Below are 15408 nucleotides of genomic sequence, written 5' to 3'. Positions count from 1 at the left end.
CCCACCAAGTGGTGGGTGCTTCCCTTTGCTGAGGTTCGTATCGATGTCTGCCCTGTTTTCTTCGTTTTCGCTCAAGGATGTGAGCCTGCGCAACCGCATCGCGGTGCCCCCCATGTGCCAGTACAGCGCCACCGACGGCCTGACCAACGACTGGCATCAGGCCCACTACGCCGGCCTGGCCCGGGGTGGGGCTGGGCTGGTCATCGTCGAGGCCACCGCCGTGGCGCCCGAGGGCCGCATCAGCCCGGGCTGCCTGGGCCTCTGGAACGATGAACAGGCTGCCGGCCTGGCCCGCATCGCCGCCGCCATCAAGGCCGCGGGGGCCGTGCCGGGCATCCAGATCGCCCATGCCGGGCGCAAGGCCAGCGCCAATCGCCCCTGGGAAGGGGACGATCACATCCCCGAGGGCGACCCCCGTGCCTGGCCCATCCTCGGCCCGTCGGCCGTGGCGTTTGGCGCCAACCTGCCCCGCGTTCCCAAGGCCATGACCCGGGACGACATTGCCCGCGTGCGCGACGACTTTGCTGCCGCCACCCGCCGCGCCCGGGATGCCGGCTTTGAATGGCTGGAGCTGCACTTTGCCCACGGCTACCTGGCCCAGAGCTTCTTCTCGGTACATGCCAACCAGCGCGACGACGAGTACGGCGGCAGCTATGCCGGGCGCAGCCGCTTCTTGCTGGAAACCCTGGCCGCCGTGCGTGCCGAGTGGCCCGAGCGCCTGCCCCTGACCGCCCGCTTCGGCGTGATCGAATACGATGGCCGCGACGAGGAGACTCTGGCCGAATCCATCGACCTCACCCGTGCTTTCCGCGCCGGTGGGCTGGACCTGCTCAACGTCAGCGTCGGCTTCTCCATCCCCGATACCCGGATCCCCTGGGGGCCGGCGTTTCTGGCGCCCCTGGCCGAGCGGGTGAAGCGCGAGGCCGGGCTGCCGGTGGCCTCGTCCTGGGGCATCGATGCACCCGCCACCGCCAACCGGGTGGTGGCCGACGGCCAGATGGACCTGGTGATGGTCGGCCGCGCCCACCTGGCCAACCCCCACTGGCCCTATCAGGCTGCCCTGCAGCTGGGCGTGGAGCGGCCCTCCTGGGTACTGCCGGCGCCCTACGCCCACTGGCTGGAGAAGTACCGGCCGAACCGCTGAGGGGCGGGTTCCACAGCCCTGCTGCCATCTTCATGTCCTGGGTGTGATTCGGTGATACTCACGCCAATCCCGCCACACCCACGAAGCAGAGGGCTGCCCATGAACTCCATCCATCGCCGGATCGCCCAGGTGGCGATCCTGTTTCTCGCCAGCACCGCCGCCATCGCCCAGGACGCCGACCGACCCGGCCTGCGCGAGCGGCTGCGGGAGCGTATCGAGCAGCGCCGTGAGCCCGCAGCAGATGCCGCCGCCGGCACCACCGAGCACAGCCTGCGCCATGGCGGGCTGACGCGGAAGTATCTGCTCCACGTCCCCGCCCGCCAGGCGCCGGGCAAGCCCCTGCCCCTGGTCATCGCCCTGCACGGTGGCGGTGGCCACGCCGAATACATGGCCGACGACGCCCGCTATGGCTGGGTGAGCAAGGCCGACCAGGAAGGCTTTGCGGTGGCCTTTCCCAACGGTTATAGCAAGCTGCCCGGCGGCCGGTTTGCCACCTGGAACGCCGGCAACTGCTGCGGCGACGCCCGCGACCGCAACATCGACGATGTGGGCTTCATCCGCGCCCTGGTGGCCGACGTGCGCGGCAGGCTGCCCATCGACCGGGAGCGCATCTTTGCCACCGGCATGTCCAACGGCGGCATGTTGAGCCACCGCCTGGCCTGCGACGCCGCCGACCTCTTCCGTGCCATTGCCTCGGTAGCCGGCACCGACGCCACCACCACCTGCACGCCGTCCCGCCCGGTGTCGGTGCTGCACATCCACGCGAAGGACGACACCCATGTGTTGTTCAACGGTGGCGCCGGCCCCGACGCCTTCCGTGACCCCTCCAAGGTCTTCGAGTTTGTCTCGGTGCCCGACACGATGGCGCGCTGGGTAACGCGCAACCACTGCAGCCCGGCACCGCGCCGCACCGTGGACACGCCGGGCGCCTACTGCGAGGTGTATTCCGGCTGCGCCGCAGAGAGCCGGCTGCAACTGTGCGTCACCGAAAGGGGCGGCCATTCCTGGCCCGGCGCCGAGCGCGTACGCCGGGGCAAGGAGCCCGCCTCCCAGGCCCTCGACGCCACGGACGTGATCTGGGGGTTCTTCTTGGAGGCAGCGCGCTGACCCGACAGGGCGGCGGGAACGCCGATGGCATGAAATATGCATCCAGCCCCACCGGAACCACACCGGAGGCCCGTCATGAACATCCAGCCCGTTTCTGCCACCTATTTTGCCCACGCCATGGAGCGGGCCTCATCCCTGCGGCATGTTTCGCCTGCCGCGCCGGCAGATTCTGCCGACCCGGTCCACATCTCATCCGCCGCCCGCGCCGCGCTGGCCGCCGAGGGTGACGCGTCGGTCGAGGCAAAGCTGGCGTCCATCCGCGCCCATGGGCCGATCAACCGCAGCGAAGCCGATCAGACCTACCTGTTTACCCACGACAAGCGCCTCGCCGAGATCGCCGCCCAGGGCAAGCCACCCGAAAAGCTCACCGCCGACGAACTGGACTACATGCAAAAGGCCACCGGGATGGTGAACACCATGGCCAATCTCAGCCCGGCCGAAAAAGCGCTGTACGACAAGGCCGTGGCCAGTGGCAACACCGCCGCCGCGGCCGGCATCAGCCAGATCGCCCTGGTCCGCATGATGGGCAACACGGCCGGGGGCGCCGGCGGAGGCTCTTATGACCCGCTCAACACCGCCATCACGGCGGCCAACGTGGAGCGCTATTTCAGCCACAGCATCGTGGACCCGTCGGGGCAGGCGAAGGCGGGGTTTGCGGCCTTGATTGGGTTTTTGAATGCGGAGCGGGTGGGGTGAGGCGCAAGGGCGGCAACAGACTCAGCTAATGACGTTGTCGATTTAGAATGAGGTCTGGCGATATGACGAAAAGGCATTTGGATCTGGCGCTGAAAATCGCCTATCCGCCGTCAATGAGCGGCGGGAGCCTCAAGGGTTTGCGGACTTACCGGTGCAGGAAAACGCGGTGTCTTCGCCCAGTGCAGCCAAGCCCGCCGCCTGGAGCATCGAGCTGATCCGTGACATCGAGTGGAAGCGCTTCGAGGACGTCTGCCAGCAGGTCTACGAATCCAAAGGTATCCGCAGCGAAACCACCGCGCTGGGCCCGGATGGAGGCATCGACATCCGCCTCTTCCAGGACGACTCCGGCAAGGCCACCTCCATCGTCCAGTGCAAGGCCTGGGGCGAGCGCTTCGTCGGCGTGAAGCCCGTGCGCGAACTGCTGGGTGTGATGACCCACGAGAAGATCGTCAAAGCCTTCTTCATGACCAGCGGCAAGTACTCCGACGAGGCCAAGGACTTTGCCAAGGCCAATCGCATCACCCTGATCGATGGAGAGATGTTTCTCATGATGATCAACCGCCTTCCAGAGCCCGCCCGTGACGCGCTGCTGGCCTTTGCCACTGCAGGCGACTACCGCACACCAAGCTGCCCGAGTTGTGGGGTAAAGATGCGGGCCGTGAAAGGCCGGGGCGGAAAGGCGGACTTCTGGGGCTGCCAGCGTTATCCGGCGTGTAAGCAGAGTCTGGGGATGCGGGGGGCGGGGTAGGCTGCACCGGCTTCTTCTGCCTGCATAGCGCTACGTGTATGCTTAAGGCATTAAAGTACTCTGGATACCTACATGGCTTGCACAATCACACCCCGGTCGACCTCGATATTGGCGCTGACGTGCTTGATGGCCGGCTGCGCGGCTGTGCCGGGTGCCGGGCCGACCGTCCATATCGATAGACCCTTGTCCGAGTGTGTTCCCCGTTCCGAGGCGTCTTACGAGCGAAGGCTCGGCGAGATGGGCTTTGCGGTGCAGGGGATAGGGCACGCGATGCATACAAACAGGATCACGACCGCAGAGGAAGGCTCCCGTAAGAAGTACCGCCTTGCCGTATCCGGAGAGCTGTCCAGGCCGATCTTGCCGGTTAGCTATGTGGGGTACTTTCTGTCATTGGCAACCGCTTTCGTCATTCCCGCCTACTCCTACAACAGCTACATGCTGAAGGTAATTGCTTACAAGAAGGACGAAGTGATTGGTGAGGTGACGGGTAAGGATTCAATACACGGGTTCATCTCCCTCTTTGCCGGAGGTGTCGACCCGGACTCCCGTTACTACCCTTCGAGGGTGGCGGAAGAAGTCGGCCGAAGGCTGGCGGACAAAGTTGTGGGTTCAATCGTGTGTGACGCATCGCCTTCAGTCACCGGAAACGGTCTTTCGCCCTGAAATTCAGGCCTTAATGGAGATTCATCGATGCTTCGGCACGCAGTAACACTGGCATTCATCCTCTTGGCGGGCTCCGCCCTTGCGGGCATCGCATTGCCCTCCGGCCCCTTCCAGGGCGTCGAGCTGGACACGCTCTCGCCCGCACAACGGGAGATCATCACCCAGGCCTCGGAAGATTTCGAACGGGTATTGCAAGGCAAAAAGCCCAAGAACGCCGCCTTCGATGAACAGGCACCCCTCCCCGCCGATGGCGGCACCCTGTTCTACGCCGGAAAGGGATACCGCCTGACCGTCATCAAGAGACTGTCTTCATTCGGCAACACAGGCGAGGGGCTGCAGGGCTATGTATATGGCCCGGTGCTCTCCTTTCCCAAGTCCTTTGCCCCCGGAAACATGTCCGAAGTCGTCAGCCTGCGTTTCTATACGAATCAGCAGCTTCAGGCGCTGATCGGGGGTGAGTATGGAGGTGGTGCGGGAGATTCCGGATTGGGTGATGGCGTTTCGCTGGGGGCGGATTGATCGTCAGGTCTCGGACACCCGCAGTCTTGTACGCGTACTGGCCGAGTGAACCAGTTCATAGGAAAACGGCGGCGAAGGTGTGAGTATCGGCATGACTTTGGGGTAGCAGGCGGATGCAGGAGAGGTAGACGACAAGATGGGCGATGAGGCAAATAAGAGGGTCTTTGGATTCAATGGCTTGAAGGCGTATGGCAGCTTAGGCGACAGTCGTGTAAGACGCCGGAGGCGTCAAATGTCGTCTACTTCACGTTAGAGCGCATGGACAAACGCCAGATCACCAGCCTGATGCAGCGTCTTTTTTATGGCGACCTCGGTCCTGCTGAGTACGTGCATCTTGCGGAGGGAAACGAGTTGAATCGCGTTCGAGTCGATGCCCTGTTGGAGCAGTTCATTCCGGGAGACCAACTGCTTTTCTTTGTGAATTCGCAAAACTGTTCATCCGGGCGGCGCGATGAAGCTTTTGAGAAAATCCAAAGACTCCTTCAAGTCGGAAGAGTGAAGGTCGCTGATCCAAGGTTTGAGGGAAAGGTTGTCATCGATCCGTTGGGTGTTGGGGCAGGCGTACGCTCTAACCCCTCCTTCAAGCAGACGCCTGACGGCGCCGCTTAAGTCAAACGTTATGTTGCAACGAAAGGCCTATGCGCTACGCTGCCACTATCTTTCTTGTAGCACTCACCGGATGTTCGGGGCCACAGACTGATGCCAAGATGCAGGGCCTCTACGAGAGCAAGAAAGAATATTTCTCTGCGCTTGTTACAGGTGCTGACTGCCATATCGAAAAAAACAAAATACTGTGGCGGCATTACGTCACCAAAAGCAATACCGCTTGTTTGGGGCTATTAGCCAAGGTCGAGGCTGACGGTATTGGCGTCGACCCAATTTCGGAGGGGATTATGGTGTTTCCGAGCAGCCGAAACTATTCCAGCCATCGAAAGGGCTATATTTATTCTGCAAAGGCGCTGGCTCCGCTATATCCATCACTCGACGAACACCCAACAGGATTGCAACCGTACAAGATGGGTTTCAAACAAATCGACGAAAAGTGGTACATCACATACGAATATGCCAACTAGAAAATTCAACATAACCCGGCAGTCAACTCGGGCGCTGCGCGATAAAGCCGCGCAGCGCCGGTTACTTCCACGTTATGCATCAGGAGAGTTTTGTGCAGAATCCAGATGACAAGTTCTATGAACGAGCAGATGCACACATTCATCTCTCGAACGACCAGACTTCTGATGATGTAACAAAGGGCAAGGTCAGTGCATCAATGATGTACGCCACCGCAAGATTTAACTCTTGGGTGAGCGCGTGTGGCTGGCACAGTGCTGAAGAAATGGCCACCGCAAAAGAAGAAACCATTGAGTATTTCGTGGTGGAGTATCGCAAGATGCTTAATGAAAACATGGATGACTACATCAATAACTTCCAGTCATATATGCAGGTGGACCAAGATGCATAACCCTGCGCTCAAGTTCGCTCCCTTTGGTCGCTGGGACGCGCCTTTGGCGCGCCCCTTAGCTCCACGTTAGGCATCGCAAGAATCACGCGCGTACTTCCACGTCTTCAGTCAATATGCAATGAACACAGGCACAACACCATCGGGGCGCATAGTTAGAACAGAGAAGGACGGGCTGCCGATCCTGTGGACATATGTTCCCGAGATGCCGGAAGAGGATGCACGACGCGCCACTCCGTGGCTGACAGTGGTGCGATGGGAATACGATGGATCTGGCAACAATGGCATGCCCAGCGCGGCAGAGAATCAGCAAATGCTGCAGCTTGAGGGAGCCCTGGCGCAGATCGAGCGGCCGGAGTTCTACATTGAGGCTTATCGCCGAGTTGGCGCTGGGCTAAGGGAATATGTGTTCTACATCGCCGATCGAGATCGCTTCCTCAAGGAGTTCAACAGCCATGTTGCCGGTCATCCCAGACATCCAATCGAAATCAAGTTCTACGAAGACGAAGCTTGGTCCGAACTTCGAGACCTCATTGATGACTTCAGCGCTGCCTGACCAGTCGCTTGAGCCGACTCGCGTCGGCAGGCCGCCGCTCGCGGCTCAGCTTCAAAGTTAAACAGCATGGACAGTAAGGTTGTTAATCGAGAGATAAAGAAATACATTTGGCCCGCGCTGGAGGCCGAAGGATTCGACACGTTCACTTCACGGGTCGCATGGCGGCATACCTCTGAGCGAATCGATGTGATTGAATTTCAATCTTTCAACAAATACAACGCAGACGTCATCGGAACAACCACGTTCTCCTTTGCGGTGCGGCTAGGTTGCATCCCACTCTACATACCTCCACGGTGGCCACTGCCAGTGAAGAACGGAGTGCTCATCCCGTCTGAAGCTGCGTGTTACTTTCGTAGGTCACTTGTCTGCTCGCTTCAATCGAGTTTGAAGGACAGGTGCATCTGGCCGATTGACGCTGAGGGCAAGAACCTTCATTGGTGCATTCAAGACGTACTGAATCAGCTCTCAGAAGCGTTGTCATGGTTTCAACGTCTGAGCAGCAGAAATGAAGTTCTCCGTGTATTGAAAGACGAAGATGAGAACATGCAGCTACTTTGGGGCATGGGGCATAACCCTTCACCAATCAGGTCGTATCTCGCTGGCTATGCCGCATTGGCAAACGGAGATCAAGAACTGGCCAAAGCCAAGCTCAATGAGGCCATCGAATCCAAGTGCTTTATCAACCTATTTAACAGTGTGGAAGGCGCAATCAATCGTGCCGTCTAACTGTCGGTTCAATGCGGACGCCAACACTGGCCATGCCTTTGGTATTTTCATGACCAGTATTGGTGCCCTCCAGCCTTCGGCTTCCGGCGCCGGCTAACCTGGGCGTTGGGCCTCATGAGACGCCTCCTCCTGTCACTGCTTCTTCTGCCATTATTCGCGTGGTCCACAACCCCCATGAATACAGACTCCAACGGAAACCCTTTGCTTGATCAGTACAGTGAGGAAGGGTTCGTCGACTGCGTGCTGCGAATTGTTGATCGCTCGGAGACAACAGATCACTATCGGTTTCGGCTGCAGGCCAGCCATGCTGGTCAGGTCGTTGGAATGAACGTCGTCATAGTTAAGAACATTCAGGGTGGCTTCGACCCTGAAATGAACTTAAAGATGGCTAACGTTTACCAGCGCGGAGTCGTGTTTTACCGCACCGGGCCAGAAAGCGACAGGCTAGTAACGGCTCTGGCAACCCTATACGGCGAAGAGAAAAAGCAGGTCCTCCGCATGACCGCGGAGGAGACGTTAACAGCAATCGCGCTGCACCAAGGCGCGCTCGACATGGAACGAGAGCCAGTGAAAATCAAGATCTTCGGGCGCGGTGCCGAACCGTTTGACGAGGACGCCTACTACGAATCGTTTTTCAATCTTGATCTAAAGAATGGTCTTGTGTTCTGGAACGAGAAGGATCAAGAGTATCGCGGGCCCTTAATTCGTGCGCTCGCGGAATGAGGCCCAACACTACGCTCCAGCCGACCGGTCAAAAGCTGCGCTTTTGCCCGTCGGCTGAGCTACGACGTTAGGCATCTTATGGCCATGCTCATCTGGCAGGCACCTATGCGCTACTTCTCCGCCGGTGATGAAGCCGCGTTTTTCTCGTGGCTACAGTCTATTTTCGGCGTCGTTTCGGTTAGAGGCTATGGCCATGAGCTTCATATTCGCCTTCGTTCCAAAAGGCTCTCCGTTCAGAGCCTTCGAGAACTCATCGCCCTTTATCAACGCTATCAGGGCAACATGAATGAACTCGCTCAGTTTGCAAACCAAGCAAATTCATCATGGTTTGCTGACACCAACGCGTACTGGTATTCGCAGGTGTTCGGGAGCACACATGCTGCCTAACATCCCGGTCAAGGCCGCTCCCTATGGTCGCTGGGCGCTGCGCGATAGAGCTTCGCGCAGCGCCCCTTACTTACAACGTTAGGTGTGCTTGTGGGTGATCCGCTGCTGACAAAACTGGAAGTCGCCTTGGGAGATACCTCTGGTGTCTTTATCAGCGCTGGCGTTGATGTACATGCATATCTGTCTGGTCTGGCTGCAGACATCCGGGCGCATACCTGCATTCCCTTTCCGCTCACAGCAACAGTCATGCCTCCCGGCTTTCCTGATGTGGCCGTTGGCAACGCCATTTCCGGTCAATGCATTGCTCACAACTCATCTGGGTATTGGTTGGTGTACCGGCCTGAGCAGGATCAGTTCTATTGCTTCTGGGGCACAGACCAGAGCAATCTTGGAGCGCATGGTGTGTTCGGCAGTCCGCTTTATTGTTGGTCTGCGTGAGCACGCCTAACCATTCATTCAAGCCGACGCCACTTCGCGGCGCGGCTTAATTCAGGCGTTGGGCGTCATGAAAGACCTACGCACATTTCAGATCCTCGCGGACTATCACCAGTTCTATCTCATGGATGCCACAGTTGAGCCTCCGATTCCCAAAGAGATTTCGGAACAAGACATGTTGCGCCGCTTACGCACGGCGCCGCACATTGTTGTCTTTCATACCGAGTCGGCCTCCCAAGTGTCTGTGCAAGTCACGTTCGGTACTGAGCCCTTCGAGGCGGAAGGTCCATGGGAACATCAAGCCGACTTCAGTCTTGCACTTCCTTCAGGAACAGCCGTTCTCTGTGGCTGTACTGACTATGTACCCCAATGCCCCCGCCTTTTCGCGGAGCCAATGACCTACAGGGGACGTGCGTACTTTGCTAGCTCGGCAGTCGCTAGCGAGCGTTGTCTCATCATGCTCTGGCCTGCTGCCGCCGAACCCATAGCGCCAGGGGACGCGCCGACAAGCGGCGCGTCCCTGAGCTAGCACGTTAGGCAGCGCACTAATATGGGATACAACGTTTCAATTATCAAGACTGCTTCTGGACGACGCCAGCGATTCTCCGAGCAGGACTTTATCGCCCTTGCAATGAAATTTCCCGAGTGGTCATACGATTCGTCATCGCAAACACTACTAAAAAAGATGGGTGAGGGAGAAGGCTTCTGGTTGGATACAAGCCCATTGGAACTCACGGCAAAAGAGCCTAATGACGCGCAGCTTCAGCTCATGATTGAAATTGCGCAAGCGCTTGGCGGACGCGTTCGTGGTGATGAGCTGGAAACCTACCTGACGCCAACGGAAACTTATGATCATTCCGACGATGAAAAATTGCGGCGCCTTGCCGGTTCTTTAGGTCCGCAGGAGTCTTTCAAGTATGCGAAGCTAGTTAGGCGCATTCAGTTGGCTGCCTTGATATTGCTCGCGCTCAACTTTATTGCATACGTATTTAACGGGGTAATGAAATAATGCCTAACATCGCAATTAACCGGATCGGCCTTGCGGCCGCCCGGTGATTTTTAACGTAGGCCATGGGGCAGAAACTCTCTGCGCAGGATATGGCGCTCTATCGTGCCGTTGACGAAGTTCTGCACTACGTCTGGGATCCCATTGGAGTCGCGGGTACGCCGCAAGCGCGAGACGAGTACTACGGCTATTTGCCCAGAATCTTTGCCTTGGTCCGAGATTGTGCAAATGAATCTGCAATTGCTAAAGAGCTCAGCTCCATCGCAACGCAGCGCATGGGGCTTTTAGCGAGGCCGGAGCACGACCTGGAGATAGCTCGTCTTCTTCTATCTTGGCGGGAGTCCGTAAATGAGCGCCTGGCCTAACCAGTCGCTCAACCGGACCGGCAGTGGCTGGACGCGGCTGGCCGGTTAGATTCAACGTTAGATTTCCGAGGAAACCATGTTCCCCGAAGACCCTTCAATGATCTGTCGGCGCTGTGGGCATACTTACACGCTCAACTCAAAAAATCGTAGTGATGCCCTTCGCTTCGGCCGCTTCGAATGTCCAAGTTGCCATTACGAATGCGCCAGCACAGGACTAAAAGCATTCTTGAAGTTCTACCCTCGTTTCTCCATTTCTGAAGCAGCAATGGCTAACGAAGGTATTTCTCTAGCCAGCTACACCATAGGCGATATCATGGATTTGGGTGTCTTCAATTGGCTGAAAGAAAAACTGTACTTCCAATGCAATGAATGCAGTCACTCTTGGTCGATAAATTTCGATCCGGACACACTGGACTATAAGAAAAAACCGGCGACATTTTGTTGTCCAAGCTGCTCGCACAAGGCAACGGGGAAAACAACAAAAGATTTTTTTATGTCAATAAATCAGGTTTTTGAAAGTCTAATGAAGCTATCTCATGTTCAGTTGGATATATTTTCACCTATCGGAATTCAGCCCCCGTTGAAGAAAATTCAATCAAAAGTTTATGCTGAAAAATTTCCAATCTAACAGTTCCGTCGAGAAGGACCACCCACAAGCTGCGCTTGTGGGCTCCCTTCGCGGCTTCGCCGCTACGGCGGCCCCTCACGTCAAACGCTAGACCTCACCACTAATCGCCATTATGCCTAAGCACTTTCTTGCACTATTGATTCTTTCTTTGGGCTCTTTGCACGCTTTTGCGGCCACCACAACATTTCGCACCTGGGGTAGTCCATGGCTCTACTCCGTGCCGATAACTGAGTATGACAAACCGCTTGAAGGGTGGCTCTCCGACGGAACCCTAATTGTCCATATCCTGACGACTGCCACATCGACTTCGGCCATCGATTCAGAAAGCGGAAAGATTCTCGTCCAAGGAAATCAAATCACTCTTTGCTACAAAATGAAGGAAGTCAAATATCCACCTGGTGCGCCTATTGCTGGGGCGGCATATTCTCAAGCACTGGAATACACCATTTTCAGCCTCCCTAAGAAGAAATACTCCTATCAGATAAGTCGGAATTGCAAATGATGCAATTGGAGGCTGACAAACTAGTCAACCCGACCGCCGGTACCCGTCGTTGCTTAGGCTGGCCGCCTCGCGCGGCGGCCGGCTATTTTCACCGTTAGAGATCATCATGGCCACATATACCGCTGAGATCATTTGGTTGCGAGGCGACCAAAATTTTGTTGATAACAAATACAGTAGGCGCCATTTACTCCGATTCGACGGTGGAATTGAAATCCAAGGCTCTTCTTCGCCGCATGTCGTTCCTGTGCCTTACTCCGCTACCGATGCAGTCGACCCGGAAGAGGGTTTTGTCGCTTCACTTTCCAGTTGTCACATGCTGTGGTTCCTCTCACTTGCTGCAAATCAGGGCCTCGTCGTTGATCAGTATCTCGATACTGCCGAAGGGAAAATGGCAAAAAACTCTCAAGGAAAATTTTTCGTTTCGCAGGTCACTCTCCGACCAAGCGTCAAGTTCTCTGGCAACACCATTCCGTCGGCCAGTGAAATTAAAGCCCTACATCAGCAAGCGCACGAAGAGTGCTTCATTGCCAACTCAGTCAAAACAGAGGTCTGTTGTCTGCCGGTGTTCCACGATCTCTAACATGACGGTCAAGGCTGCTACGGCCTGCGGCCTCCGCTGGACGTCCCGCAAGCGGGCCGACCCTTACATTCGAGTTTAGATTTCTCTATGAGCATCGAGCAGGCCAACGTGATCGATTTTATGAGCACTGATCCCGTCAGCGGTTCAGTAACTTTGACAGCAACCGATCACCTTGAATAGGGCGGCAGAGAACATCTTCTGTTGATCCAAGAAAAATTGAACTCGTACTTGGCATTTGTTGAAACCGGAGAAATATTGGAGTCATACCCCGCTGCAGAGGGAAGGTCAATTAAGCTTGTTGTTATATGTCAGTTTGAGCCGGATGAAGAAGGGGCTAGGTTTTTATCCCTCCGCAGGGAAGTAATAAAAAATGCGGGACTGGATTTTGGGTATCGTGTTGAAAACATCTAACTTCCCGCTCCAGCCGACCGTCAAAAAGCTACGTTTTTTGCTGCCGGCTTAGCTGGCACATTGGAGAGAAAATGATCAGCATGGCACGACTTTTACTCATTTCATTTTCCGGAGGTGGGGGCGCGCTACTGCTTGAATACTTGCTTGCCCGCTTTGTTCCAATTCTCGGAATCGTCTTTTGGATTCCGACACTCGTTGCATTATCCATTTTGGAAGGCTGTGGGTTGCCTACTATTCAAAGCTCTTCCGATGGGTGGCCCATGGCCACCACTTTGGGAGCGACTATTGCTGTCATAGCATGGTGGCTCATTTGGTCGGTAGTCGTGGCTATCGTTCTTTTGCGTAAGCGTCATCAAAAGGAGAAATCTGCCTATGCTCTCTAACCCTACGCTCAAGCGGGATAGGCCAGAAGCTGCCTGCTCCTTGGCTCCACGTTAGGTACAGCCATGCGGCATGGTCCAGTTTTCCTATTTGTACTGTTACTTTCTGCCTGCGGTGGGCCATTTCGTCCGCCAGATTTTGAAAAACATGTTCAGCTTGCAAGCGAAGGTTCGCTTTGTATGACTAGCCTTCAAGGCACTTGGCCGAATCTGCCTCACAATCCAATTCAGTGGTTGGTCGGTGGAAGATCAAATCTCTTAGTCGCAATTCGTTCCCCGGCAAACAAAGGCAGGTATGAAGCTGATCAAATCTCAGTGTATTACGCATGGCCTAATTCCGCTCCATATCAGATAACGGGGCTTTCAGGCTACGTCGAATTTCAGAGTAATACGTTCGTTGTCGATCTATCTCAGAGCTTAGATAAAAGGATAAATGAAAAACTCGAATTTAATGGAAAATATTCCATCAGAAATCCAAACGATTGCCCCTAAGCTGGCGGCTAACACCGCTCCCTCTGGTTGCTCGGACCTGCCGAAGTGGCAGGCCGGTTACCTTTACGTTAGGCGTTACGCGCACACATCATGGGCATCTCATTAACTTGGGTCGCTGTCGAGGCACTTCCAGCCGACGAAGCACTGTTGCGGCTGTCCTTGGTCAAGACGGCGAAAGACTGCGTATATCCGTTCAAAGGCGTCGCAAGCCATATCTTGCCAAACGACTGGTTCTTAGTTGCCGCTCAACGGTGCGATCACCGAATTGCGAATGCAAAAAGCATGTCTGCACTCTCGAAAGGCTGTCGAGCGGTCGCGTGCGCTATCGAGGAGCACGTCAACTTTGCGTCCGTAGAACTTTGGCGAGACGGTGCGCGCGTCTGGCATGTCCAGCATCAAGGCGACGAAGACAATCAGAGTATTTCTTCCCAAGGCCTGCTTCCTCAACGCTTCCGTGAATTACTGGCCACAGTAGAACCCGAGGACAGCGAGAATCTCGACGGCCACTTCCACATGGATATCCCACTCATCCTCGCCAAGGAACTCTGTGGATTTCGTCACGATGAGAGCAACGCGGACTTTGACAACACTCCATTTGAAGAGCTTGCCGAACTCAAGACCAAGGGTAGCTGGTGGAAACTGTGGAAATAGCGCCTAACCATTTGTTCGTTTGGGACGGCTTTGCCGCCCCACAACTTCAACGTTAGGCAGCAAAAATGCGACTACTTTCTGCCATCGCCATTCTTTTGCCCTCCATCTGTACGGCGCAGACATGCGAGACCATCCCATGGGCAAAGGCAGCCTCACCCGAGACGTATTCGTCATTGCAGGGCCCCAGTACAGAAATTGAGCCGGCAACGGAGATCTCTGATGCGAACAAAGGAATAGCGCTCAAACTTCTAGCCCAGCACGAATACGTTCAGCTATCCGCACAGCAACTGCAGCAACTGGGCGTCCACCAAGATCCTGGCAGGCATGCAAATTTTTATTTGCTGCGAGCCGTTCGAATACGCGGTCACTTCGGTGTATTCAAGGTTCAGTACCAAGACCACCATATCTTTACTCACTTTGCCTTTCTTGGGGCGCCGAGTGGGCCTGCTGAGCCAACCGCGTTGGTGGCCAAGATTGTCGGCGAGCCCAAGAAACTCCATGCAGCCTGCTCTGGTGCCATTTAGAGTGAGGCCTAATCATTCGCTCAACCGGACGCTACACAGCTTGCCGCCGTTCGGGCCTCAAATTTATTCTGACTCTCTGCCGGCGCCAATCTGCTCCGCACGGGTTAGCTCAAACGTTGAGGCTGTAGAAAAACCCTTCTCCCACCGCCCGCAGAATGCCTTCGGTATAATTGGATATCCCAACACCGGAATTCCCCGATGCCCCGCTTCAAGACCCCCGATTACGGTTTGAAGATGATTCCGGTGGATTTCCAGCGCCAGGTTCTGCCTGGCTCCTTCGAGTTCGCCCTGTGCCATCTGGTCGATAAGGAACTCGATCTCTCCGCCCTGCGTTCGCGTTTTCGTAACGATGCGGGGGGTGCCCCCGCCTTCGATCCGGCCGTGCTCCTCAAGATCGTCCTGCTCGCCTATTCCCGGGGACTCGTCAGTTCCCGCAGCATCGAGGCGGCCTGTCGTCACAACGTGCTCTTCATGGCTGTCTCAGGCGACGCCTGCCAGCACTTCACCACGCTGGCCGCCTTCGTTTCGGAACTCGGTGACGAGGTGGCCCGACTCTTCGCCCAGGTGCTGGTGGTGTGTGACCACCAGAATCTGATCGGGCGGGCGCTCTTCGCCATCGACGGCGTCAAGCTGTATTGACCCACCAAATCCTGCACAGGTCACGCTGCTAAAGCGAATGCCTCAGCCGGCGTTTTCATATCCAGCG

General features: G+C 56.3%; 22 protein-coding genes. All 22 read left to right on the top strand.

Annotation, left to right across the window (positions count from 1 at the left end; genetic code table 11):
* Positions 1 to 43 precede the first annotated feature (43 nt).
* A complete protein-coding gene (locus L6Q67_RS18170) occupies positions 44 to 1144 on the top strand; it encodes an NADH:flavin oxidoreductase/NADH oxidase (protein WP_296572794.1) in 1101 nt (366 codons plus the stop codon).
* 99 nt (positions 1145 to 1243) lie between these two features.
* Positions 1244 to 2251: a PHB depolymerase family esterase gene (locus L6Q67_RS18165; protein ID WP_296572793.1), complete on the top strand. Its 1008-nt coding sequence runs from the start codon at positions 1244 to 1246 to the stop codon at positions 2249 to 2251.
* A 75-nt stretch (positions 2252 to 2326) separates the two neighbouring features.
* Entirely contained in the window at positions 2327 to 2947 is a 621-nt protein-coding gene (locus L6Q67_RS18160) for a hypothetical protein (RefSeq protein ID WP_296572791.1), read from the top strand.
* A 166-nt stretch (positions 2948 to 3113) separates the two neighbouring features.
* Positions 3114 to 3695: a restriction endonuclease gene (locus L6Q67_RS18155; RefSeq protein WP_296572789.1), complete on the top strand. Its 582-nt coding sequence runs from the start codon at positions 3114 to 3116 to the stop codon at positions 3693 to 3695.
* 183 nt (positions 3696 to 3878) lie between these two features.
* The gene (locus L6Q67_RS18150) at positions 3879 to 4358 is read left to right on the top strand and encodes a hypothetical protein (protein ID WP_296572787.1); all 480 of its coding nucleotides are present in this window, start codon (positions 3879 to 3881) and stop codon (positions 4356 to 4358) included.
* Positions 4359 to 4385: 27 nt separating this feature from the next.
* Entirely contained in the window at positions 4386 to 4877 is a 492-nt protein-coding gene (locus L6Q67_RS18145) for a hypothetical protein (RefSeq protein WP_296572785.1), read from the top strand.
* 258 nt (positions 4878 to 5135) lie between these two features.
* Complete coding sequence (locus tag L6Q67_RS18140) at positions 5136 to 5486, top strand: hypothetical protein (RefSeq protein WP_296572783.1); 351 nt, start codon at positions 5136 to 5138, stop codon at positions 5484 to 5486.
* A 29-nt stretch (positions 5487 to 5515) separates the two neighbouring features.
* The gene (locus tag L6Q67_RS18135) at positions 5516 to 5950 is read left to right on the top strand and encodes a hypothetical protein (protein WP_296572781.1); all 435 of its coding nucleotides are present in this window, start codon (positions 5516 to 5518) and stop codon (positions 5948 to 5950) included.
* A 92-nt stretch (positions 5951 to 6042) separates the two neighbouring features.
* A complete protein-coding gene (locus tag L6Q67_RS18130) occupies positions 6043 to 6339 on the top strand; it encodes a DUF3144 domain-containing protein (RefSeq protein WP_296572779.1) in 297 nt (98 codons plus the stop codon).
* Between the two features lie 118 nt (positions 6340 to 6457).
* The gene (locus tag L6Q67_RS18125; RefSeq protein ID WP_296572777.1) at positions 6458 to 6892 is read left to right on the top strand and encodes a DUF695 domain-containing protein; all 435 of its coding nucleotides are present in this window, start codon (positions 6458 to 6460) and stop codon (positions 6890 to 6892) included.
* Positions 6893 to 6958: 66 nt separating this feature from the next.
* A complete protein-coding gene (locus L6Q67_RS18120; protein ID WP_296572775.1) occupies positions 6959 to 7618 on the top strand; it encodes a hypothetical protein in 660 nt (219 codons plus the stop codon).
* A 174-nt stretch (positions 7619 to 7792) separates the two neighbouring features.
* Positions 7793 to 8341 carry a hypothetical protein gene (locus L6Q67_RS18115; RefSeq protein ID WP_296572766.1) on the top strand — a complete coding sequence of 183 codons (549 nt, stop codon included), beginning with the start codon at positions 7793 to 7795 and terminating at the stop codon, positions 8339 to 8341.
* Between the two features lie 78 nt (positions 8342 to 8419).
* Entirely contained in the window at positions 8420 to 8728 is a 309-nt protein-coding gene (locus L6Q67_RS18110) for a hypothetical protein (RefSeq protein ID WP_296572761.1), read from the top strand.
* A gap of 90 nt (positions 8729 to 8818) precedes the next feature.
* On the top strand, positions 8819 to 9166 hold the full coding sequence (locus L6Q67_RS18105) for a hypothetical protein (RefSeq protein WP_296572758.1): 348 nt from the start codon (positions 8819 to 8821) through the stop codon (positions 9164 to 9166).
* Between the two features lie 547 nt (positions 9167 to 9713).
* Positions 9714 to 10172 (top strand): hypothetical protein, encoded by a 459-nt coding sequence (locus L6Q67_RS18100; protein WP_296572756.1) that lies wholly within the window; start codon positions 9714 to 9716, stop codon positions 10170 to 10172.
* 438 nt (positions 10173 to 10610) lie between these two features.
* On the top strand, positions 10611 to 11162 hold the full coding sequence (locus tag L6Q67_RS18095) for a hypothetical protein (RefSeq protein WP_296572754.1): 552 nt from the start codon (positions 10611 to 10613) through the stop codon (positions 11160 to 11162).
* A gap of 608 nt (positions 11163 to 11770) precedes the next feature.
* Positions 11771 to 12244, top strand: coding sequence for an OsmC family protein (locus tag L6Q67_RS18090; protein ID WP_296572751.1), 474 nt, complete (start codon positions 11771 to 11773; stop codon positions 12242 to 12244).
* A 201-nt stretch (positions 12245 to 12445) separates the two neighbouring features.
* Complete coding sequence (locus tag L6Q67_RS24570; protein ID WP_367171653.1) at positions 12446 to 12655, top strand: DUF6572 domain-containing protein; 210 nt, start codon at positions 12446 to 12448, stop codon at positions 12653 to 12655.
* 71 nt (positions 12656 to 12726) lie between these two features.
* Positions 12727 to 13038, top strand: a complete 312-nt coding sequence (locus tag L6Q67_RS18085; RefSeq protein ID WP_296572748.1) for a hypothetical protein — start codon at positions 12727 to 12729, stop codon at positions 13036 to 13038.
* Positions 13039 to 13617: 579 nt separating this feature from the next.
* A complete protein-coding gene (locus L6Q67_RS18080; RefSeq protein ID WP_296572745.1) occupies positions 13618 to 14178 on the top strand; it encodes a hypothetical protein in 561 nt (186 codons plus the stop codon).
* A gap of 65 nt (positions 14179 to 14243) precedes the next feature.
* A complete protein-coding gene (locus L6Q67_RS18075) occupies positions 14244 to 14702 on the top strand; it encodes a hypothetical protein (protein ID WP_296572742.1) in 459 nt (152 codons plus the stop codon).
* A gap of 198 nt (positions 14703 to 14900) precedes the next feature.
* Positions 14901 to 15341 carry a transposase gene (locus tag L6Q67_RS18070; protein ID WP_296572737.1) on the top strand — a complete coding sequence of 147 codons (441 nt, stop codon included), beginning with the start codon at positions 14901 to 14903 and terminating at the stop codon, positions 15339 to 15341.
* Positions 15342 to 15408: the final 67 nt, after the last annotated feature.

Source organism: Zoogloea sp., assembly GCF_023150065.1.
GTDB lineage: Bacteria > Pseudomonadota > Gammaproteobacteria > Burkholderiales > Rhodocyclaceae > Zoogloea.
The sequence above is the reverse complement of the archived record's forward strand: the minus strand, read 5'-3'. Positions and strand labels throughout refer to the sequence as shown.

What these genes read in the sequence shown, in the direction of transcription:
- L6Q67_RS18165 (WP_296572793.1), top strand. Translation starts at nt 1,244, where the DNA reads ATGAACTCCATCCATCGCCGGATCGCCCAGGTGGCGATCCTGTTTCTC.
- L6Q67_RS18090 (WP_296572751.1), top strand. Translation starts at nt 11,771, where the DNA reads ATGGCCACATATACCGCTGAGATCATTTGGTTGCGAGGCGACCAAAAT.
- L6Q67_RS18100 (WP_296572756.1), top strand. Translation starts at nt 9,714, where the DNA reads ATGGGATACAACGTTTCAATTATCAAGACTGCTTCTGGACGACGCCAG.
- L6Q67_RS18095 (WP_296572754.1), top strand. Translation starts at nt 10,611, where the DNA reads ATGTTCCCCGAAGACCCTTCAATGATCTGTCGGCGCTGTGGGCATACT.
- L6Q67_RS18075 (WP_296572742.1), top strand. Translation starts at nt 14,244, where the DNA reads ATGCGACTACTTTCTGCCATCGCCATTCTTTTGCCCTCCATCTGTACG.
- L6Q67_RS18070 (WP_296572737.1), top strand. Translation starts at nt 14,901, where the DNA reads ATGCCCCGCTTCAAGACCCCCGATTACGGTTTGAAGATGATTCCGGTG.
- L6Q67_RS18115 (WP_296572766.1), top strand. Translation starts at nt 7,793, where the DNA reads ATGAATACAGACTCCAACGGAAACCCTTTGCTTGATCAGTACAGTGAG.
- L6Q67_RS18080 (WP_296572745.1), top strand. Translation starts at nt 13,618, where the DNA reads ATGGGCATCTCATTAACTTGGGTCGCTGTCGAGGCACTTCCAGCCGAC.
- L6Q67_RS18085 (WP_296572748.1), top strand. Translation starts at nt 12,727, where the DNA reads ATGATCAGCATGGCACGACTTTTACTCATTTCATTTTCCGGAGGTGGG.
- L6Q67_RS18145 (WP_296572785.1), top strand. Translation starts at nt 4,386, where the DNA reads ATGCTTCGGCACGCAGTAACACTGGCATTCATCCTCTTGGCGGGCTCC.
- L6Q67_RS18140 (WP_296572783.1), top strand. Translation starts at nt 5,136, where the DNA reads ATGGACAAACGCCAGATCACCAGCCTGATGCAGCGTCTTTTTTATGGC.
- L6Q67_RS18120 (WP_296572775.1), top strand. Translation starts at nt 6,959, where the DNA reads ATGGACAGTAAGGTTGTTAATCGAGAGATAAAGAAATACATTTGGCCC.
- L6Q67_RS18110 (WP_296572761.1), top strand. Translation starts at nt 8,420, where the DNA reads ATGGCCATGCTCATCTGGCAGGCACCTATGCGCTACTTCTCCGCCGGT.
- L6Q67_RS18160 (WP_296572791.1), top strand. Translation starts at nt 2,327, where the DNA reads ATGAACATCCAGCCCGTTTCTGCCACCTATTTTGCCCACGCCATGGAG.
- L6Q67_RS18170 (WP_296572794.1), top strand. Translation starts at nt 44, where the DNA reads ATGTCTGCCCTGTTTTCTTCGTTTTCGCTCAAGGATGTGAGCCTGCGC.
- L6Q67_RS18125 (WP_296572777.1), top strand. Translation starts at nt 6,458, where the DNA reads ATGAACACAGGCACAACACCATCGGGGCGCATAGTTAGAACAGAGAAG.
- L6Q67_RS18135 (WP_296572781.1), top strand. Translation starts at nt 5,516, where the DNA reads ATGCGCTACGCTGCCACTATCTTTCTTGTAGCACTCACCGGATGTTCG.